Annotated in this window: 18 protein-coding genes; 12 read left to right on the top strand and 6 right to left on the bottom strand. The window is 28.8% G+C overall.

Annotation, left to right across the window (positions count from 1 at the left end; genetic code table 11):
* Window positions 1-397 precede the first annotated feature (397 nt).
* Window positions 398-1,255 (bottom strand): SPFH domain-containing protein, encoded by an 858-nt coding sequence (locus I0K12_RS07095; protein WP_196886575.1) that lies wholly within the window; start codon window positions 1,253-1,255, stop codon window positions 398-400.
* Between the two features lie 115 nt (window positions 1,256-1,370).
* Here I0K12_RS07095 and I0K12_RS07090 point away from each other — a divergent pair, with 115 nt between their 5' ends.
* The 8 genes from I0K12_RS07090 to I0K12_RS07055 all read left to right on the top strand — a co-directional run bounded on the left by I0K12_RS07090 (window position 1,371) and on the right by I0K12_RS07055 (window position 13,189).
* On the top strand, window positions 1,371-2,150 hold the full coding sequence (locus I0K12_RS07090) for a S1/P1 nuclease (RefSeq protein ID WP_196886574.1): 780 nt from the start codon (window positions 1,371-1,373) through the stop codon (window positions 2,148-2,150).
* A gap of 130 nt (window positions 2,151-2,280) precedes the next feature.
* Complete coding sequence (locus I0K12_RS07085; protein WP_196886573.1) at window positions 2,281-4,620, top strand: erythromycin esterase family protein; 2,340 nt, start codon at window positions 2,281-2,283, stop codon at window positions 4,618-4,620.
* A 108-nt stretch (window positions 4,621-4,728) separates the two neighbouring features.
* Window positions 4,729-7,068: an erythromycin esterase family protein gene (locus I0K12_RS07080; protein ID WP_196886570.1), complete on the top strand. Its 2,340-nt coding sequence runs from the start codon at window positions 4,729-4,731 to the stop codon at window positions 7,066-7,068.
* Between the two features lie 270 nt (window positions 7,069-7,338).
* The gene (locus tag I0K12_RS07075) at window positions 7,339-8,385 is read left to right on the top strand and encodes a DUF2911 domain-containing protein (RefSeq protein WP_196886568.1); all 1,047 of its coding nucleotides are present in this window, start codon (window positions 7,339-7,341) and stop codon (window positions 8,383-8,385) included.
* Between the two features lie 448 nt (window positions 8,386-8,833).
* Window positions 8,834-10,393, top strand: coding sequence for a DUF389 domain-containing protein (locus tag I0K12_RS07070; RefSeq protein ID WP_196886566.1), 1,560 nt, complete (start codon window positions 8,834-8,836; stop codon window positions 10,391-10,393).
* 175 nt (window positions 10,394-10,568) lie between these two features.
* Window positions 10,569-11,078, top strand: a complete 510-nt coding sequence (locus I0K12_RS07065; protein WP_196886564.1) for a hypothetical protein — start codon at window positions 10,569-10,571, stop codon at window positions 11,076-11,078.
* A 243-nt stretch (window positions 11,079-11,321) separates the two neighbouring features.
* Complete coding sequence (locus I0K12_RS07060) at window positions 11,322-11,984, top strand: hypothetical protein (protein WP_196886562.1); 663 nt, start codon at window positions 11,322-11,324, stop codon at window positions 11,982-11,984.
* Between the two features lie 332 nt (window positions 11,985-12,316).
* Window positions 12,317-13,189: a universal stress protein gene (locus I0K12_RS07055; RefSeq protein ID WP_196886560.1), complete on the top strand. Its 873-nt coding sequence runs from the start codon at window positions 12,317-12,319 to the stop codon at window positions 13,187-13,189.
* A 101-nt stretch (window positions 13,190-13,290) separates the two neighbouring features.
* On the opposite strand, the gene I0K12_RS07050 is transcribed toward I0K12_RS07055, so the two are convergent.
* The 4 genes from I0K12_RS07050 to I0K12_RS07035 form a co-directional block, all read right to left on the bottom strand.
* Window positions 13,291-14,022 (bottom strand): hypothetical protein, encoded by a 732-nt coding sequence (locus I0K12_RS07050; RefSeq protein ID WP_196886559.1) that lies wholly within the window; start codon window positions 14,020-14,022, stop codon window positions 13,291-13,293.
* A gap of 140 nt (window positions 14,023-14,162) precedes the next feature.
* The gene (locus I0K12_RS07045; protein ID WP_231372718.1) at window positions 14,163-14,642 is read right to left on the bottom strand and encodes a hypothetical protein; all 480 of its coding nucleotides are present in this window, start codon (window positions 14,640-14,642) and stop codon (window positions 14,163-14,165) included.
* 102 nt (window positions 14,643-14,744) lie between these two features.
* Entirely contained in the window at window positions 14,745-15,458 is a 714-nt protein-coding gene (locus I0K12_RS07040; RefSeq protein ID WP_196886558.1) for a LytR/AlgR family response regulator transcription factor, read from the bottom strand.
* The gene (locus I0K12_RS07035; protein ID WP_196886557.1) at window positions 15,445-16,503 is read right to left on the bottom strand and encodes a sensor histidine kinase; all 1,059 of its coding nucleotides are present in this window, start codon (window positions 16,501-16,503) and stop codon (window positions 15,445-15,447) included. Before I0K12_RS07035 ends, I0K12_RS07040 begins: the two co-directional genes overlap by 14 nt.
* A gap of 209 nt (window positions 16,504-16,712) precedes the next feature.
* Between I0K12_RS07035 and I0K12_RS07030 the strand changes: the two genes are divergently transcribed.
* From I0K12_RS07030 to I0K12_RS07020, 3 genes are all read left to right on the top strand, one after another.
* On the top strand, window positions 16,713-17,093 hold the full coding sequence (locus I0K12_RS07030) for a MotA/TolQ/ExbB proton channel family protein (RefSeq protein WP_196886556.1): 381 nt from the start codon (window positions 16,713-16,715) through the stop codon (window positions 17,091-17,093).
* 363 nt (window positions 17,094-17,456) lie between these two features.
* Window positions 17,457-18,551, top strand: a complete 1,095-nt coding sequence (locus I0K12_RS07025) for a Nif3-like dinuclear metal center hexameric protein (RefSeq protein ID WP_196886553.1) — start codon at window positions 17,457-17,459, stop codon at window positions 18,549-18,551.
* 2 nt (window positions 18,552-18,553) lie between these two features.
* Window positions 18,554-19,330: a zinc ribbon domain-containing protein gene (locus tag I0K12_RS07020; RefSeq protein ID WP_196886544.1), complete on the top strand. Its 777-nt coding sequence runs from the start codon at window positions 18,554-18,556 to the stop codon at window positions 19,328-19,330.
* Between the two features lie 261 nt (window positions 19,331-19,591).
* Here the strand turns inward: I0K12_RS07020 and I0K12_RS07015 are convergent, their stop codons facing one another.
* A complete protein-coding gene (locus I0K12_RS07015; protein WP_196886543.1) occupies window positions 19,592-21,205 on the bottom strand; it encodes a mechanosensitive ion channel family protein in 1,614 nt (537 codons plus the stop codon).
* Between the two features lie 97 nt (window positions 21,206-21,302).
* Here I0K12_RS07015 and I0K12_RS07010 point away from each other — a divergent pair, with 97 nt between their 5' ends.
* Complete coding sequence (locus I0K12_RS07010) at window positions 21,303-21,803, top strand: hypothetical protein (protein WP_196886542.1); 501 nt, start codon at window positions 21,303-21,305, stop codon at window positions 21,801-21,803.
* The last annotated feature ends 292 nt before the right edge of the window (window positions 21,804-22,095 follow it).

Raw genomic sequence — 22,095 nt, 5'->3', positions numbered from 1 at the left:
GTTTAAATTAAGTTCTGATTTATTAAATATTATCACGTTTGAAATCATATGAGAGAATTTTAATTATTTTAAAACACACCCCTAGCCCCACTCGAGAGGGGAACTAATTACAATAAAACTTCTTAATTTAAATTTTACTTTTTATTTGAAACTTTCCTTTTTTCTGGCTTAGGGATTGCAGCGGCATCCTTTTTTGCTTTTCTTCATTTAGTTAATTAGCAAAAAAGATATAGCGGAAAGCCCGACCTTTTCCTGAGTTTTTTGAAACGAAGGAAAAGGGAAGCTCCAAATATTTATAATGAACGTTTAGCTTAATTTTGTAAAGGAGTTCTAATCTGAAAAATTTACACACCCCTAGCCCCTCTCGAGAGGGGAACTTTACAAAATCAACATTTTTTTAATGGTTCAAAGTTCCGGTATTGATTACTGGTGAAGTATCTTTGTCCGAACAAAGAACAACCATCAGATTGCTGACCATTGCTGCTTTTCTTTCTTCATCCATTTCTACAACTTCGTTTTTGCTTAAATGATCTAGAGCCATTTCTACCATGCTCACTGCTCCTTCTACGATTTTGTGACGAGCGGCAATCACAGCTGTAGCTTGCTGACGTTTCAACATCGCATTTGCGATTTCTTGTGCATAAGCTAAATAACCGATTCTTGCTTCCAACACATGAATTCCTGCCATTGCTAGTCTTTCTGCTAATGCTTTTTCTAGAGTTTCACTTACTTCATTTACACTTGCACGAAGCGTGATTTCTTCTTCCAATCCGTCATCTTCGAAATTGTCATACGGATATAAACTTGCTAATTTTCTTACGGCTGCATCTGTCTGAACTCTTACGAAGTTTTCGTAATTATCTACATCAAAAGCTGCTTTGAAAGTATCTTCTACTCGCCAAACTAAAATGGTACTAATCATAATTGGATTTCCTAGTTTGTCGTTTACCTTCACTCTTTCACTGTCGAAGTTTCTTGCTCTTAGTGAAATACTTTTTTTGGAATAAAATGGGTTTGCCCAATAGAATCCGTTAGTTTTTACAGTTCCTACATATTTTCCGAAAAGAAGTAAAACTTTTGAATTGTTTGGATTGATTAAGATAAATCCTCCTGAGATGAAAAGTGCTACGATAATTCCTAAAGCAAAAAATGGATTTACTTTAAATGCTGCATATGCACTTCCGAATAATAATACTAAAAAGACGAATAACATCATGTATCCGTTCGATGGTTTGATAACTTTTTCTTGTTCCATAATCTTTTCTTTTAATTTGATATCATTTTGATATCGTAAAGATATAAAATAAAAATGTTAAAAAACAAATAATTTTATTCTACTATGTTTATTTTTGTAAAAAATAATATAAAACATGTTTAAAAAGACAATTTTAGGATTATTAGGAGTTATTGCTATTTCTAGTTTCCTGGCTTATAAGCCTTATTGGGGACAAACAGGGCACAGAACTGTTGGTCAGATTGCAGAAGGATATTTGAAAAAATCTACAAAAAAACACATCAAAGAGATTTTGGATGGTGATGGATTGGCTTTAGTTTCTACTTATAGTGATGAAATCAAATCGGACAGAAAATATGATGATTATAAGCCTTGGCATTATATAAACTTTGATGATAGCGATACTTACGAAGCATCTAAGAAAAATCCGAAAGGAGATTTAGTTGTTGGAATCAACAAGTGTGTAGAAGTTTTAAAAGATGAAAATGCTTCTAAAGCAGACAAAGCTTTTCATTTAAAAATGTTAGTGCATTTAGTTGGAGATTTACACCAACCTTTACACGTAGGACATTCTCATGACAGAGGTGGAAATGCTATTAAAGTGGATTGGTTCTGGGATAAATCAAATTTACACAGAGTTTGGGATTCAGAAATGATTGATAGCTACCAAATGAGTTATACGGAATTGGCTAAAAACCAAAAAAGATTGACTTCTGAGCAAATTGATGCAATTCAAAAAGGATCTGTAATCGATTGGATGTATGAAAGCAAAGAATTAGCTGAAAATGTTTATGCTTCTGCAAAAGAAGGAGAAAACTTAAAATATGAGTACATGTACCAATATTTCCCAGTTGTAAGAACGCAATTACAAAAAGGAGGAATTCGTTTGGCTAAAATATTAAATGAGACTTTATAAGAATAACGTCGATTTATATTGAAATTCAGGAAGAGCAGCAGAAATGTTGCTCTTTTTTTATATCTCCACTTCATCAAAATTTGCTATAAATTATAATATTCTCATCTTTTTAATCGTTAAAAAATATTATATGAAAAAAATTAACTTATCTATACAGCTATCTCTATTCATTATCCTTTCTGTTTTCTCACAAGAATTCAATCCGAAAATAATTGACATCCCAGAAAATCCGAAGCCAGAAGATTTTTCTTTTCTGAAGGAAGAGTTGAAAGATGCAAACGTGGTAATGCTTGGAGAATTTTCACATTTCAACGGAGATGTTTTTATTTATAAAGCAAAAATTGCAGAATATTTATATGAAGAACTCGGCTATAAAACGATTGCTTTTGAAGGAAGCGTATATGACATTTATAAAGCTGAACAGCAAATTCAGAAAGGAGAATCGGTAGATTATGCTTTTCAAGAAAGTCTTTATGGTGTTTGGGGAGGAGTCGAAGAGTTTAATTTATTTAAAAAATTCTATGATAAAAATAAAGAAAGCTTAAAGCTTTATGGTTTTGATTGTCAAATTGTTTCGAGTTATACTCCAGAATATTTTGTTCAAGATCTATTTAAATTTTGTAAAAAAAATAAACTGAAACTAGATCTAGATTTTAACGATTTAGAGATTATTATTGACATTTATACATCAAGCTATAAATATCATAATGAAGATATTTCTTATTCTGAGTTTAAAAATGCTTTTGAAAAACTTCTTTCTCAAATAGAAAAATTATCAGAAAATGAGGAGGTTTTTATTTGGAAACAAACCATTGAGAGTATTCTCGTAGAACTTGAGGATTGTCAAAAACCTCCTAAAGAAATAAAAACTACTTTTTTTCTTAGTAGTAATGATGTTTATCGAGACAAAAAAATGGCTGAAAACCTTTTAGAATACATTGAAAAACATCCAGATGAAAAAATAATATGCTGGGGAGCAAATGCACATTTTATGAATAATATGCCAGAATCTCATGTTCCTAATTTGGTTGGAGTTCGTTCGATGGGAACTTATGTAAAAGAAAAACTTGGTAAAAAAGTGTATTCTCTTGCTGCAGCAACTGCTTTTGAAGAACATGAACACAGAGTATTTGATACAATTGTTCCAACACCGCTGCATCCAGAATCTTTTGAAAGGTTTATGAGAAATCAAAAGAAGAAACACTTTTTCATTTCTTCTAATCAAAAAGTTATGGATACCATGATACAAACTCGTTTTTTATCTGATACCAGTTTTGTAAAAAATAATTTGAAAAATGCTTTTGATGGTTATTTGTATTTTGATAAGTTCAAAGAATCTACAGCTTATAGAACAACTTTTAATTCTAAATTAGAAAAAGAAATCGAATATATTTCAGGAATAATTTTGGATGAAGAATCTAATGAACCAATTCCTTTAGCAGAAGTTCGTTTAGGAAATAATGCAACTTTTAGTGATGGAGATGGAAAATATATTTTAGAAAAACCTAAGTATTTTAAAAAAACAGATTCTATTCAAGTGGATGCTTCAGGTTTTAAATTTAAAAAAACAGCAATTGGAAATAGTGCAAAAATCAAACTTAAAATAGCTCCAAATCAATTAAGTGAAGTAGTTATTATGGCAAATAAAAGTCCATATAAAATAGTCAGAAAAGCACTTCGTAAAATAAATTATAACTACGCTACGAAAAAATATAATGTAAAAAATTACATGCATTATCACTCTAATTTTAAAGGACAAACATCTGTAGATTATGAAACTGTAATTGACTCCTATGTAAATAAACCTAACTCTTCTTTTCGTTCTGCTATTAATATTCAAGAATTCCAATTAAATGAAGGAAAGAAAAAACCTGAATATATTGATTATAGTTCTTTATGGTATCATATAACTTTAAATTCAAAAGTTCTGAAAAAAAGTAGATTAAAAAAATACTCTTTAAAACTTGAAAATGATACTTTAATTGATAATAAAGAAACATATAAGATCACTTTTAAAACTGACAGAAAAAGCAGTAAATACACTGAAAAATGGATTCCATGTGATTTTTATGGAAACTTATATATAAACAAAAAAGACTATGCTATAGTTCGAGTAGAATATTTTTGGAAAACCATTGATCCAGAACCTAATATATTACTTGATCAAAATGAATATCTATCTTATTTTTTAGACACGGAACAAGCAATAATTACCTTTAAAAAAGTAAATGATAAATATGTGATGGATAAAAAAATTGTAAAAGGTATTTATATGTATTTAGATAAAGAGAATGTACTTCATCCAAAAGACCATGTTACTAAAATAGCTTTTTATGATTATGAATTTGAAAACGTTACAAAAATCAAATATCTAAATATGAAAAGAGGAGATGAAATAAATCTTAAAAAAATAAAATACAACAAAGAGTTTTGGGATAAATTTGAAAGACCAACTTTTGAAAAAATATAAACTTAAAGCGAGTAATTGTAATATTACTCGTTTTTTATATCTTCACGCCTCTAAAAAATTAGCTAAACATTGAGGTATTCTTACCTTTTTGAACCCTAAAAACATAATATGAAAAAAATTAATCTATTTACATTTTTATCTCTATTTTTTATTCTTTCCGTATTTTCACAAGAATTCAATCCGAAAATAATTGATATCCCAGAAAATCCGAAAGCAGAAGATTTTTCTTTTCTGAAAGAAGAATTGAAAGATGCAAACGTGGTAATGCTTGGAGAATTTTCACATTTCAACGGAGATGTTTTTATTTATAAAGCAAAAATTGCAGAATATTTGTATGAAGAACTTGGTTATAAAACGATTGCTTTTGAAGGAAGCGTATATGATATTTACAAAGCTGAACAGCAAATTCAGAAAGGAGAATCTATAGATTATGCTTTTCAAGAAAGTCTTTTTGGCTGCTGGGGAGAAGTAGAAGAATTTGATGGATTTAAAAAATTCTATACTAAAAACAAGAAAGATTTGAAGCTTTACGGTTTTGACTGTCAAATTACATCGAGTTATACTCCAGAATATTTGGTTCAAGATTTATTTAAATTTTGTAATAAAAACAAACTTAAGCTAAACCTAAATTTTAATGATTTAGAAATCATAATTGACACTTATACCTCAAATTATAAATACCATGATGAAGATATTTCATATTCTGAATTTAAAAATGCTTTTGAAAAACTTCTTTCTCAAATAGGAAAATTACCTGAAAACGAGGAAAATTTAATTTGGAAACAAACTATTGAAAGTATTCTGGCGGAATTTGATTTTTATCAAAAATCAATTAAAAAATCTAGATCTGAATTTCATATTAGAAATAATGATATTCAAAGAGACAAAAAAATGGCTGAAAACCTTTTAGAATACATTGAAAAACATCCGGATGAAAAAATAATATGTTGGGGAGCAAATGCGCATTTCATCAATAATATGCCAGAATCTCATGTTCCTGATTTGGTTGGAATTCGTTCGATGGGAACTTATGTAAAAGAAAAACTTGGAAAAAAAGCGTACTCTCTTGCTGCTGTTACTGCTTTTGAAGAGCATAAACATAGGGTTTTCGATACTATTTTCCCTACTCCATTGCATCCAGAATCTTTTGAGAGATTTATGAGAAACCAGAAGAAAAAACACTTCTTTATTTCATCTAATCAAAAAGTTATGGATACCGTGATGCAAACTCGTTTTTTATCTGATCTACACTTTGTAAAAAGTAATTTGAAAAATGCTTTTGATGGTTATTTATATTTTGATGTGTTTAAAGAATCTACAACGAATAGAGAAACTTTTAGTTCTAAATTGGAAAAAGAAATTGAATTTATTTCAGGAAAAATATTGAATAAAGAATCTAAAAAACCAATTTCTTTGGCAGAAGTTCGATTAGGAAATAATGTAAGTTTTAGTGATAAGGATGGAAAATATACTTTAGAAAAACCTAATTATTTAAGAAAAACAGATTCTATTCAAGTAGATGCAACAGGTTTTAAATTTAAAAAAGTAGCAATTAGAAATAGTGCGAAAATCAAACTTGAAGAAGCTCCTAATCAGCTTAGTGAAGTTGTTATTATGGCAAAACAGAATCCTTATAAAATATTAAAAAAAGCACTTCGAAAAATAAATTACAACAATGCAACAAAAAAACATAATGTAAAAAACTATATGCATTGTTACACTGAATTTAAAGAAAAAAAATATATAGATTATGAAGTTGTAATGGACTCTTATGTAAATAAACCTAATTCTACTTTTCGTTCTTCAATTAATATAAAAGAGTTTCATTTTAATAAAGGAAAGGAAAAACCTGAATATGTTCCTAGTTATTTTTTGTGGCAATATTTCACTTTAGATTCAAAAGTTTTAAAAAGAAGTAGAATGAAAAAATACTCTTTAAAACTTGAAAATGATACTTTAATAAATAATGAAGAAATATATAAAATCTCATTTCAAACAGACAGAAAAAATAGAAAATATACGGAACAATGGGTTGACTGCAATTTTTATGGAAATATTTTTATTAATAAAAAAGATCTTGCTATTATCAGAATAGAATATTTTTGGAAATTTAATAATCCTACCATAATTGAATTAGAAGATCAAAGTGAATATCTATCCTATTTTTATGATTCAGAAAAATTGGTAGTAGAATTTAAAAAAGTCAAAGGTAAATATGTAATGGATAAAAAAATTGTAAAAAACTCTTTTAAATATAAAGATATAAATGAAAAAATTCATCCTGGAAATATTTTTGCAGAAATAGCTTTTTATGATTATGAATTTGAAAACGTAACAAAAATTAGGCATCGAAATAAGGAAAGAGGAAGTGAAATAAATCTTAAAAAAATAAAATACAACAAAGAGTTTTGGGATAAATTTGAAAGACCAACTTTTGAAAAAATATAAAAACAGAAAGAGCAGCAGAAATGTTGCTCTTTTTTTATTAACTTATAGAACATAATTTTGGTCAAATTTTAGAATGGAATTTTGTTTTTAACTAAACACACCCCTAGCCCCTCTCAAGAGGGGAACTTGTTATTCTCTACACAGGAACCAATCATTACAACTTCATTATCAAAACATTAACATTTTAACAAAACATTAATATTTCTAGCAGTCATTCTTTGTAATTTGACTTCCTCATATCGACTAATAATTGAATATAAAAACCAAATTATGAAGATTAAATTTTTACCCTTAGTAGCAGCTTTTCTTTTCTTCGGTTCTGCTAAAACTTACGCACAATTCGAATTTCCTGTAGAAGTTCCACAACAAAGTCAGTTAGCATCCGTGTTTCAAACAGTTGGAGTTACTGGAGTTGATGTAGAATATAGCCGTCCTTCAGTAAGAGGAAGAAAGATTTTTGGAAAATTAGTCCCTTACGGACAAGTATGGAGAGCTGGAGCTAACGCAAACACAACGATTAGTTTCACTACAGAAGTAAAAATTGACGGAAAAACGGTTCCAGCGGGAAAATATGGTCTACACATCATTCCTACAGAAAATGAGTGGACAATGATTTTAAACCAAGAAAATTCTGCATGGGGAAGTTATTTTTATGAAGAAGGAAAAGATGTAATTCGTTTCAAAGTGAGTCCAAAAGAGATTCCATTTACAGAACAAGTTACTTATGATTTTACAGATGTTCAGAAAAACAGCGCTGTTTTAAACATGTCTTGGGAAACTACAGAAGTTTCATTCAAAATCGAGGCAGATACGGACAAACTTGCTGTTGAATCTTTCAGAAAACAACTGAACAGCAGACCTTGGTGGGGATGGACTGGACCTTATAAAGCAGCAGAATATTGTTATGATAACAATGTGAATTTAGACCAAGCTTTAGAATGGGTAAACAGATCGATCAGAAATCAAGAAAACTTTTCGAACACACTTTTAAAGTCGAAATTATTAAAAACTTTAGGTAAAACAGAAGAAGCAAAAACAGAGAAAGAAAAAGCATTTTCTTTAGCAACTGTTAACGATTTAACAAGATTTGCATACTACGAGTTTTTAAAGAAAAACAACAAAGAAGGTATGGATGCTCTAAAAGTTGGAATCAAAAATTATCCTAAAAACGCTAGTGCATATAATGCTGTAGCTTGGGGATACACAAAAATTGAAGACAACAAAAATGCTTTAAAATATTATAAAAAAGCATTGAAATACGCTTCTAAAGAAGAAAAAGAAAAAATTCAAAAAGCAATAAACAAATTGCAATCATAATTTTTTAACATAAAGTAAGTTTATTAATGTAGTTTTAAAATGCTTTCTCAGAAATGGGGAAGCATTTTATTTTTTAATATTATTTGGGCGAATCCCTGCCCTCCGACTCCGCTTCGGGAACAGGGTCGAGCTTTTCGTTCCTAGTTTTGTTTTTCAGAAAAAGAAATCTAAAAAAATCCGTGGGCTTCTAAGGTCGCCTCCGTTTTTAAAGATTTTCTAAATTTCTGAAAAAACAAAAGCTATCCACTCCAATCTCTTTCGCAAGAATTTCGGTTTGCTTCCAATCAATAAATTTTACATTTCTTTTCAATTTTTAAACAAAAAAACAATATTAACAGAATTCCATAATCAAAAAACATTGCTAATTTTACTTTTATTTTTAAAAAAATGTGAATAACACAAAAAAATATATATTTTTAAAGCCTTAGAGCATAGGCAAAAAAGTAATATGGAAGATAATCAAAACATAGACGATCCTAACCAAAATCCTGATAACGGGAATTCTGGAGAAAACAATAAGCAAAATAATAAAGCAGAGAACGAAAAACCAAAAGACACTACCAACTCTGAAAGTCAAACAAATAATGATGAAAATACGACCGAAAAAGAAAAAGTTTCTGCCTCGGATGTTAAAAACGACTTTAAAGGTTTATGGGCAAGTGTAAAACAATTTTTAATAGAACTTCTGGACATTCGAGAAGGTACGAACCGAGAAAGAACCATTGAAGATATTAAAGGAAACATTTCAATGAAAGGTCACACAGCCTGGATTTTGATTATGTCTATCCTGATTGCCTCGATTGGTCTAAACGTAAGTTCTACCGCAGTTGTGATTGGAGCCATGCTTGTTTCCCCTTTAATGGGACCGATTGTCGGAGTTGGACTTTCGCTTGCTATTAATGATATTGATACTTTAAAACGCTCGATGACCAATTTGGGAGTGATGATCGGACTGAGTTTGGTAACTTCATTTTTACTTTTCAGTTTCCCGATTTTCCAAGAAGAAACTCCTGAAATTTTGGCAAGAACAAAACCAGATGTTCGTGATGTATTTATTGCAATAGCCGGAGGTTTGGCATTGATTATTGCATTGACAAGACATAAAGAGTTAACAAATACTATTGCAGGAATCGCGATTGCTACAGCCTTAATGCCGCCACTTTGTACGGCAGGTTATGGTTTAGCAACTTGGAATTTTGCATATTTTGGAGGAGCGATGTTCTTGTTCATGATTAATACAATTTTCATTGCTTTAGCAACTTTCGTAACGATTAAGTTCTTGAATTTCCCAGTAGTTCGTTATTTCAATTCTTCTAAGAGAAAAATGATTGCACAAACTGCTTCGATTGTAGCAATTGTGGTTTTTTCTTTTAGTATTTATTTGTTCTACGAATTATTAGTTGAAAATAAATTCAAACAAAGCGCGATGGCTTTTATCAAAGAATTAAAAAGTGATGGAATCAATATTTTAGGAGAAGATGAAAAAAGTATTGATTACACAAATAAAGAAATAAACTTAGCGATTCTTGGTAAAATCATCACAGAAGAAGAGCAAGAAAGATGGGAAAAAGCTTTGGAAAATCGTGGTTTACATGGTGTGAAGCTAAATTTTAGACAAGGAGAAGATAACTCGGATATTCGTAAGCAGGTAGAAAATTTGACCGATTTGTATAAACAAAATCAGAAAATTATTTCTACAAGAGATGAAGAAATTCGAGCTAAAGAAAATAAAATTAAAGAACTGAGAAAGGAACTTAAAGTATATCGAGCACAAGAGTTTCCTTTTAGTCAAATTAGTAAAGAAGCGAAAATCAACTATGAAGGTTTGGATGAAATTTCTTATTCAAAAGTGATTCAGTCGAACTTTCAACATGTGGATACTTTCCCTGTGATTTCTATCAAATGGCATAAAAATGTAACGAATTTAGAAACGAAAGAAATCAAACTTAGAGATTGGCTAAAAACTAGAATTGACAACAAAAAACTGAAAGTTGTTACGATTGAATAAATCAAAAAACAATTAAAAAGCAGCATTTTAGACTAAAAAATGCTGCTTTTTAAATTTATATATTATTGCTATGATTAAGTATTATAAACTAGTCGAGTTAATCGGAGAAAAATATCCTCAGGTGGAAATTCTAAACTATAGTAGTGTTTTACAAGATGTAGTTGAAAATTTTAAATTGAAAAAAGGAGTTCCTAGAACTGATTTAGTTTCTGAGGGTCTTGACAAAAGCAGAGGTTTATTGATAAGTGAATATTTTTATAAAATACTTATTTCTTACGGCGTTGAAAACCTATTTAAAATACGGAAAGTAAAATTATTCGATGATAATAAGGCTGTGTTTGATTATTTTTATTGTAATCTTGACAAAGCTGAATTAGAGATTGATTATAACCTCACTTTGTGGGCTGTTAAAAATATTTTAACTAAAGATATTAAGAAAGTTACAATAAAAAATAAAGCAGCATTTACTGATTTAAAATTAGATTTGAGAGCTCTTGAAAAAATTGTAATTCAAAGTCCTTTGTTTTTAATAAATAATTTGAATATGAACGATATAATATCTTATAATAATAGGTTCTATTTGTCTGAGAAATTTTTTCTTTATCTAAAAGAAAAGCAAGTATCAGGAATTGATTACAACTTTACTTCAATATATTTATCCCCTCCCCAGATGGCGCAAGAATAAATAATCGCTAGCGCTCGATTGTATCGAGTACCGTACCAGCTTTTCAAGAAAACAAAACTAGTATTTTATTAATTTTAAGTACTGTTTTTTATGCTTAAAATATTATGTAGTACTGTTGTGTGACACTCGAAAAAATTCGAGCGCTAGCGGGGGATTACCAGCTAGATTATATTTAAAACTTCCACAAAGAATCAATTATATGTCTATTACAGCTAAGCTTTATGATGTAAAAAAACCAATAGAATGAAAAAAAGAATAAAAACAGAGAAATTATATGATTCAATAGTTAGAGATTTATTTCCTAATCGTGAATTCATATATTATGAGAAATTTGAAACAATTTCTAAAAGTTATTTATTTTGTTACAATCATAGATTATTTTATCCATTAATTAATGAAAACTATTCAAGAGTTTTAGATAAAGGTGTGATTCTAATTGATAAGAATACAAATGAGTATAAAGCTTTAAATTATAATGAAGTATCAGGTTTAAGTTCCGAAATGAAAAAAAAATTAAGTCAAAAAATTATTTTTACTGATACATCAGAATTTATGGAGGAAATTACCTATGAAATTTTAATCGATTTTACAATTGAAGTTGGTTATTTGAGTATGCAGGTAATTTTAAAAATAGCTGAATTATTTAAATTAAATAAAGCTAAAATTAGATTTACTAATTTAGATGATATTTTAGGAGAAACAACACCTACTACAACGAAAGATACTTTTGCTTTATACTTATATGATAATAGTTTTATATCATATTATTTAAAATTTATAGAAGATCTTGGAATTAGTTGTGATTTATTAAAAATGGAAAATGCTAGCGTTCTTTTATTTTCAAGGAATATATCTAGTTGGCGTGAGGGCCTCGCTCGTCTTCGAATGAATAACGAAAGACGCTAATAATCGATTATATCTGTTACAATACCAATTACCTAAGAAACCAAACCAATACTTTATATTTTTAATTATAGAATATTATCTAGTCACATATTAATCATTTTTGAAACAATTTCACTTACAATTCATCTATTAAAAGATTAAAAGAAACTCCACTATATCACCTAAACAATATTTAAACAATTAAAATAAATCATAAAAACCCTTAATTAAAACATTAAAAAACATTGAAAATTGTTATCATTTTATTAAGAAAACATACAACATGACAAAAATCAGCTATTCTCTTATTTTGATTAATTATATTTAAACAATCGAATAAAGAACTATATATTATGAAAAAAATACTCTTCCCTACTGATTTTTCGAAAATAGCAGAGAATGCTTTTATCTATGCTTTAAGGTTAGCAAATAGAATTCAAGGTGAGATAATTCTTTTACACGTTTATGACCAGCCAGACCTGAGAGGTTCTAGCTTGAGAGTAACTGTACAAGGAATCTTTGAAGAAAGAAAACGAGAAGAAAAAGAAGCTTTCGACAAGTCTATTGAAATTCTAAATGAGATAGCAAAAAAAGACGGTAAAGAGCATATTCCTATTTCAAAATTATTAATTCAAGGAGAAATTGTTCCTACTGTAAAACGTGTAGCCGAAGGTGAAAAAGCTGATTTTGTAGTAATGGGTACCAAAGGTGCTACTGGATTAAAAGAACTTTTCTTAGGTTCAAACGCTACTGGTGTCATGGATATTTTAGATATTCCTGTAATTTCTATTCCTGAAGAAGCGACGCTTTTAGATAAAATTCAGAAAATTGTTTTTACAACAAATTACACAGAAGAAGATACTCTAGCCTTAGACGAAGTAGTTTATTTCGCCGATGCTTTCAAAGCAGAAGTACATTGTATTCATTTCAATACGGACAAAGAAGAATATCATGTTTCAGACATGAATAATATCTGGAAAGATGAATATTACACAGATTTTGCGAATGTTTCTTTCAAAACTGTTGATACTAATAATATGGAGGAAGGTTTAGAAAAATATTGTGAGAAAGAAAACATCAATATTGTAGCAATGCTTTCTCACAAGAAAAATATTATTGAAAAAATCTTTTCGAGCAGTATTTCTAAGCAAATGGTAAACCACACAGATGTACCTATTTTCTCAATCCCTGATTCCTTAATCAAGAAGAATGCAATGAAAGAATAAGAATTCAAAAAAGTTTTAAAGATTCTTTCTTATAAAAACCTTTAAATTTGATAAAAACATAAAGCTATTCAAAAAATCAAATAGCTTTATGTTTTCTTTTTTTATGGGTAAATCATTTCTTGTGTATAATCAAACTCATAAGTTTTATCTTCTATTTTAAAATTAAATCCGTAGAATTTAGCTTTCGGACTTCTCTTAAAAACTACCAAACCTTTTAAAGTATATCCTGGAGGAAGCTCTGTTTTTCTGATTAAATTATTTTCCCAAAAATTTCGTTGATCATTTAAACTCATATTTTTATTAGCAAAATAAACACGTTTATTATCTATACTTTGTTTTTGGTTTGAAAGACTTCTTTTAGTTCTTGACATATTTTTATCCGAAGTCAATTCTGCAACATCAGCAGCCAAATGCATTGTAGAATTCAACAAATCTGCTGAGTTATTATTTTTCGCTTTAGCTGAATTTATAGAAAGTGCTTTATCAATTTTCAATAGCTCTAATTCTGGATCATTAGCATGTACAAATTGTATCAAAGTCAGCGTATCTTTTGTATAAGAAGTATAATAAAAATCATAAGGATCAATCAAAATCGTACTATCGCTCTGATTCGTGATTTCTACTTCAAAAAACAATTTTGTTTCTATACTTCTATGAAACATACATTCTACAGATATTCCACTGTGTGAATTAGTTACTTTTTCTTTTCCAAAATGCCATTTTTTTTCTTGTTTTTCTAAAGGTGTCAAATTACTCACAGCAAGAGGTGCATAACAAGAAGTAAGTAAAATTGAGGTTACTATTAAAAACAATAATTTTTGTGCAATTTTCATTTTAATTTTTATTTCAGTTAATTTTTGACTTTTTAAACAAAAATAAGACCAAAAGAAGAAATTAAACTTTAAATTTTAAACCAAAAAAGCCCAAAGAATAAACTCTTTGGACTTTTAAAATATAATCAGATGAAAAATGATTAAATCGTTCTCTTAAAAATATATCTTGTGATAAAAATTCCTTTTCCGTCATTATCACCAGAATCACTCTCTACACCACTATTTACAAAAGCAATTTCCCATCCTTCTTTTACCATTTCATTGATTTTTGAAGAAATTAAAGCATCGTTTGAAGCAATGTTTTGAAAATTAATTCCTACCCCACTGTAAAAATTTAATAATAAAGTTTCGTCTAAATTATCAATCTTAGCATCCTTTCTTTTCTTGCTACTTTTGATTTTTCCGTCAGAAGTTCTTTTTGTAGTAAAAGGAGTATAATCTGTAATTTCTTGGTGTTCGATAATTCTTGATCTACCTAACCCCATAGGAACAATCGATTCTACCACCGTAATTTGTTTGTACTCCACAGTTGGCGTAATCGTTCCTTTCTTACTACTCATAAAAATTAATGAAACTGCTACAATTGTAAGACTTAAAATAATTGTTTTAAAATTACTCATTGTTAATCTATATTTTAAAATTATTCAGTGGCAAATATAGTTTTATTTGTTAATAATTTAACTTATTCTAATATTTTGTGAATTTCAACACTTTATTTAAACCTAATACTCTAAAATACTTAATACCTCATTTCGCATATTTCTACTAATTGGAATTGCTTTTTGATTAATTTCTAAATATTCTTTGGTGTAAGAATCAATTTTAGAAATAGAAATAATAAAGGAACGATGGACTTTCAAAAAAAGATGTTTTGGAAGTTTAGATTCTACATTTTTCATGGTATCTCTCGTAACTAAAACCTGATTTTCACAATGAATTTTTATATAATCACTCAAACTTTCTACATATAAAATAGAATCCAAAGCTACTTTTTGCATTTTTCTGTCAACTCGAACAAAAATAGAATTATCCAAAACATTTTGTTTTCTTTCTTTTTCGGAATTGGATTTTTTCTCCGAAAATGTTTTCTGTACTTTCTGAATTGCTTGCATAAAACGTTCAAAAGAAATTGGTTTTAGCAAATAATCTACGGCTTGCAAGTCAAAACCATCAAGTGCATATTCTCTATAAGCAGTTGTGAAAATAATTTTTACATTTCCTTTCAAAAGTTTAGCAAAAGACAAACCTGTAACTTCAGGCATTTGAATATCCAAAAACAATAAATCAATTTCTTTTTCTTGCAAAATCGGAAAAGCCTCCATCGCACTATTACAAGACGCAATTAATTCTATATCTGGAAATTTCGATAAATAAGTTTGAATAATTTCTCTTGCAATCGGTTCGTCATCAACTATAATACAATTAAGCTTTTTCATAAATCGTTTTTAAATTTAAATTCACCTCAAAAATATTTTCATTTTTAAAAATATCCAGAGAATGTTGTTTAGGGTATAAAAGTTCTAGTCTTTTTTCAATATTTTGAAGTCCAATTCCAGTAGTTTCATTTTGTATAACATTTCGATTATTTCGAATCTGAAAAGACAATTTATTTTCTTTTAGTTTTAAAAATATTTCTATGTTTAAAATTCCGTTTACAAACTTTCCATGCTTAAAGCTATTTTCAATAAAAGGTAAAAGCAACATAGGTGGAATCGGAAAATCTGGGTTTTCTATTTCTTTTTCAAAACGAACTTCCAACTGCTCTTGAAAACGCATTTTTTCTAAAAAAATATAATTTTCAATATGTCTGATTTCTTTTTCTATCGAAACTTCTTTTTGATCCACTTGATACAAAATGTAATCCAACAAATCTGAGAATTTCAGAATGATTTCAGGAGTTTTCAAATCTTGTTTTAAAGCAAAACCATAAATCACATTTAAAGCATTAAACATAAAATGTGGATGAATCTGTTTTTTCAAATAATTCATTTCTTGTTCTTTAAAATGAAGACTTTTTTCTAACATCTCTGATTTCAATTTTTCATGCTCAGAAGTTGTTTGAAACTGAATCTGAAAAAGCTTTAATGTACTTGAGAAAAAAACAATTAAATAAACCAAAATCAGAATAAAAATATAATTTTTACTCATTGGTGGCATCGCTCCGATATTTAAATTAGAAAGAAAAATCAGTGAAAAATAAATACTTAAAATAATCAGATATGCAGAAATTATCAGTGTGTATAAACTATATAAAGCAAATTTGAAATACTTCTTTAGGATTAAATATTTCGGAATCAAAAAGTAAATCACAAAATAAGTTGTCAGCATCGTAATTGGTAATAAAAAACCTGAAAACCAAACAATATAATTTGTATCCGAAGCATTGTAACTAAAAAAATAAACATAAAAAAGATAGACAGCTATCCAAAAAAGAAGATGTCCGAAAATGGAAGAATATAATTTATTTGCTAGAATTTTCATTCTAGCAAGTTCTGAATTTTATTTTTTGCAAAGTAAATTTTTCGATGAAATACAGAAAACTTCTTCAGTTTGACGTATTTTCCATGTTTTTGTGTTTCAAAGTATTTTTTCTGTTAAAATCCGTTGAAAAAAGGTTGTTGGTCGCATTTTCAAAAAAAATATGAAACTGACAGCTACTTTTGAAATAGAAATCAAAAAATAAAAAAGTCATGATATTAAATTTTTTAGAAGTAGGCGGGCCAATTTTCATGTATCCAGCTTTAATTATTCTGATCTTAATTATTATTTTAATTGTAAAAAGCTTTGTAAATCCTAAAGGAAAAACACAAAAAAATAGAAGTTTAATCTCAAATCTTGGAACTTTCGCTATTGTTTGGGGATTTCTTGGACAACTTTTAGGACTAATTTCGGCTTTTGACACTATTGACAAAGTCGGAAAAGTATCGACTTCCATTTTAGCTGGCGGACTGAAAGTTTCTTTGGTTGCTCCTACTTTTGGGTTGGTAATTTTCTTGATTGCCAGAATCGGAATTATTCTTTTAGATCTTAAATCTCAAAACAATTTAAACAAAGAAATTCATGAAGAATAAAAATTACGTTTAATATGCTCTGGTATTTTTAATACTAGGAATAAATGGCTGTTTTTGAACAGTCATTTTTCGGCATTTCATAATATTTTCAAAATTTCCTCTTTTTTAAATCATTCATTTAAAAATAAGTCCAAAATAACGGAAAGCGTTAAGAGCTTGTTTAAAAATTGTATCAGAATTGTTTTGTAGCTTATTAAAAAACTATTTTGAAAGCTTTTTTAGAGTTCATAGCATCGCTATGGTCGAAAAAAAAGATAAAAAAGAATTTTTAAGAAGTGTATAAAACTTTTTGATATAAATTTAAACAAGCTCTAAGATATCTTTTGTAATTTTAGTTTACATTTGATTTTCAAAATTAGTTATATGACGATAAGAGAAATTACGAATATTATTGAAGAAATTGCACCTCTTCCATACGCAGAAGGTTTTGACAATGTAGGTTTATTAGTTGGTTCTTATGACACCGAAGTTTCTGGAGTTTTAGTGACTTTGGATACTTTAGAAGATGTTGTGGACGAAGCAATTGAAAAAAACTGTAATCTAATTGTTAGTTTTCATCCAATTGTTTTTTCTGGTTTAAAAAAATTAAACGGAAAAAATTATGTAGAAAGAGTGGTAATTAAAGCAATTCAAAACAATATTGCTATTTATTCTATGCACACAGCTCTTGACAATTCTTTTGTTGGTGTAAGTGCAAAAATGTGTGAAGTAATCGGAATTCAAAATCCTGAAATCTTAATTCCACAAAAAAATACCATCAAAAAACTTACAACATATGCACCAATTGAAAATGCAGAAAAAGTAAGAAATGCGATGTTTAATGCTGGAGCTGGAGCAATTGGAAATTATGATTGTTGTAGTTTCAACATGGATGGAGAAGGAACTTTTAAAGGAAATGAGAACTCAAATCCGAAGATTGGAGAGAAAGGAAAACAACATACAGAGAAAGAAACTTTGATTTCTGTAACTTTTGAAAAGCATTTGGAAGGAAAAATTATCAAAGCTTTGAAAAAAAGTCATGTATATGAAGAAGTAGCTTATGAAATTATTTCTTTAGAAAATCTTCACCAACATATCGGAATGGGTATGGTCGGAGAATTACAAGAAGAAATGGATGAAATGGAGTTTTTGATTTATCTAAAAGAAAAAATGCACACTGCTTGTGTTCGTCATACAAAACTTAGAGGAAAGAAAATCAAAAGAGTAGCAGTTCTTGGAGGAGCAGGAAGTTTTGCTGTAGATGCTGCAAAAAGAGCAAAAGCAGACGCATATGTTTCGGCAGATTTTAAATATCACGAGTTTTTTAAGGCCGAAAACAGCATTTTAATTGCCGATATTGGACATTTTGAGAGTGAACAGTTCACAAAAAACCTTTTAGTTGAATATCTTACAAAAAAAATTCCTAATTTTGCAGTTGTCTTATCAGATATAAATACAAATCCAATTTATTATATATAAACATGGCTAAAACGAAAGAAGTAACGGTTGAGGAAAAATTAAGAGCGCTATATGATTTACAATTAATTGATTCAAGAATTGATGAAATTAAAAACATGCGTGGAGAACTTCCTTTAGAAATAGAAGATTTGGAAGATGAAATCACTGGTTTAAACACTAGAATTTCTAGATTCAAAGAAGATATTTCTGATTTCCAAACGGAGATTAGCAATAAGAATAATGCTATTGAAGAATCGAAAGCTCTTGTAAAAAAGTACAAAGAACAACAAAAAAATGTTCGTAATAACCGCGAATTTGATTCTTTAACTAAAGAGGCTGAGTTTCAAGAATTGGAAATTGAATTAGCACAAAAAAGAATTAAAGAGTTCAAAGCGAAAATTGAACAAAAGAAAGAAGTAATTAAGAAAACAGAAAGCGATCTTAAAAGATTAGAAGACCATTTAAGCCACAAAAAATCGGAATTAGATGGAATCATGGCAGAAACTCACAAAGAAGAAGAAGTATTAGCTTCTAAATCTGAAGAGTATAGCCAATTAATCGACGAGAAGCTTTTAACTGCTTATAAAAGAATTCGTTCGAAAATGAAAAACGGATTAGCTGTAGTTTCTATTGAAAGAGGAGCTTCTGCAGGATCTTTCTTTACAATTCCACCACAACGTCAAGCTGAAATTGCAGCTAGAAAGAGAATCATCATCGATGAGCACAGTGGAAGAATTTTAGTAGATGCACATTTAGCTGCTGAAGAGAAAGAAAAAATTTCTGCTCTTTTTACAGTTTAATTTCTGAAAAAATTATAAATAAAAAAGCTTCCTAATTGGAAGCTTTTTTTTTGTGCTTTATAAAATATTATCCTCTTATTTTTAAAAACTTAAGATTTCAAAACACCCTAACCTCTCTCAAGAGGCAGGGCTGTTAAGTCCTAGTTTTATTTATCGATTTTTGATGATCGCTGGCGCGAGTTTGTAACTCGTGACCACACAAATTCTAGAAACAATGGGCACACTTTACAAAAGTGCGCCAGGTTTTGATTATATATTTTATTATTCTACTAATTCTTTATCTAAAGTTTTTCTTTTGATTTCTTCTACTTCAGCTAAACTTTTGTAGTGTGGTAACATGCTTTGTTTTTCTGGAAATTGTTCAATCATTAATGTTGTTGAGTTAAATGCGAATTCTACTCCCATGTTATTTGCTAAATTCAAAATAGCTAAATGAAACTCATGTTTTTCTGCTTCTACTTCTCCCCAATCTGTTTTGTGAAAATACACATTTACCAAAATCAATAATGCAGAATCTCCAAAACCTGAAAATTCAATATTGATTAATTTATCATGAACGTTTTCTTGTTTTCTTGCTATTTCTCGAATTCCTTCAATAAAAGATTCTAATAATTTTGGTGGTGTATCATATCGAACTCCTAATTCTGTTTGGTAACGTCTTAAATTTTTCAATAATTTATTATTCTGCACAATCATTTCCGATAATCTACTATTCGGAATTTGAAATATAGAAGCATCTGCCGCACGAATTCTTGAAGAACGAAAACCTACCTCTTCTACTCTACCAACAACACCATCTGTTTCAATCCAATCACCAATCTGGAAAGGTTTATCCAAGAAAATCATAAAAGTACCTATCAGGTTTTTCACCGTATCTTGAGAGGCAAATGCAAAAGCAAGACCTCCAATAGAAGCAGCTCCAAGTACCGTAGTAAGACTAATTCCAAAAACCGTTAAAAGATTTAAACCTCCAACAAAAATTACAATTCCTTTTAAGAATTTATTTAAAATCGGAACTAACTGATCATCTAATTTACTTTTACTTTCTAAGGTTGCTTGTTCATAAACACACATTCCGTATTTTACAATTTTCAGGAAAGCATAAATCCAGAAAACTGTTTCTGTAATATTCAAAATCATAAACAGAATCGAGTTTACCGAAAAAGCTAATTGTATAGAAGGAATTACTTTTTTCAAAATAATGATAATCATGATTAAAGTAAAACTTCTAGCAATCTTTAATAAGATATCATTTGCTTGCACTTTTATTTTTTTGGCTAAAAGAACTTGTCCTTTTCTCAGTAATAAATAAGCAATTCTCTTAAAAATAAAATAGAATAAAATGATAAAAACAGTTAGTATTCCTCCAATTGTATGTTGCCAAAGTTCTAAGCCAAGAATCTTTTTATTTCCGAATTTTGCAGGAATAAATTTTTGCACAGAAGCAATATACCATGGATAAACTTCGTCATATAATTTATCGATACTATTGATAGTTTCTTTGGAATAATACCATTTTCCATCTACTTTTTCTACGCCAATTTCTGGCATTCGAACAGGAAAAAGTGTGTAGGAATTTTTTACATTATACCCAATCGTATCTTTATGATTTGCATCGTTCGGAATCTTCTGAATGTCTACATGCAAACCTCTTCCTTCAATAATTTTTTGAAGTTTAACAGCTTTTTCTCCAGCCTTCTTTAAATCTTCTAACAAAAAAGATTTTGAAGCTTGTGCTTCGTTAAAATTTTCTGGTTGTAAATAATGTAAATGGTTATAAACAGTGGCTCTCGGGCTACTTAAATCTGTTTTTATTTCTTGAGAAAAAACAGAAAAAGTTACCAAAAACAACAAAAAAAATAATGCCTTTTTCATTTATAGGATTTCTTAAAGTTATATTAAAATCAAACCAAATTTAAACCTTTTTAATTTCATAGGGTCATAGAATCAGAAAACTTTAAATAAGAATAAAATGAAGAAATTAATCGCAATAATCGTTTTACTTGTTACGGTAACAGTAAGCGCACAGGACAAGAAACCTCATCATAAACACAAAAAAGCGGATTTTACTCCAGAGCAACAAGCTATTATTAAAACTAAAAAAATGACTCTTGCTTTGGACTTAAATAAAAGTCAGCAAGACAAAATATTAAAAATCAACACGGATCTTGCACACGAAAGAGCTGAAAACAAAGCGAAGTGGAAAGAAAACAAAGCAAAAGGTATCAAGCTTACAGATGATCAAAAATTTGAATTGATCAACACAAAGTTGGATAAACAAATTGCTATACAAAATGAAATGAAAGATATTCTTTCTCAAGAGCAATTCGAGCAGTGGAAAAAAGTAAAGAAAAAAATGTTTAAAGAAAGAAAACATAAAGCTGCAAAAATTAAAAAACATAAAAAAATGGAGAAAATCCGCAAACATAAAAAAGCGGAAAAGCTAAGACCAGCTACTCCAGTAGAGAAATAAAAAGTGAGAGTTAATTTTTGAAATTGAGTTAGTAAAAAAACCACAGTTTTTAGCTGTGGTTTTCTTTTTATGTCTAATTCAAATATTTATTCTTTAAATGTTTGTTTGTTATTTTTTAGTGTGATTTTCAGCAATTTAATATTAACACACCCCTAACCCCTCTCAAGAGCAGGGCTGTCACGTTTGTTTAATTATTTATTATATTCGCAAAAAAGAAGAACTATTGTCCTTATTTGACCATTTATCAAAAATAGAAGATCCTCGAAGAAAAGCAGGAACTCGAGCAGGTTTA

The sequence above is a fragment of the Aureivirga sp. CE67 genome (assembly GCF_015767245.1).
In the GTDB taxonomy this organism is placed as follows: Bacteria; Bacteroidota; Bacteroidia; order Flavobacteriales; family Flavobacteriaceae; genus Aureivirga.
Note: the sequence above shows the minus strand (reverse complement) of the source record. Positions and strands in the feature narration are given on the sequence as shown.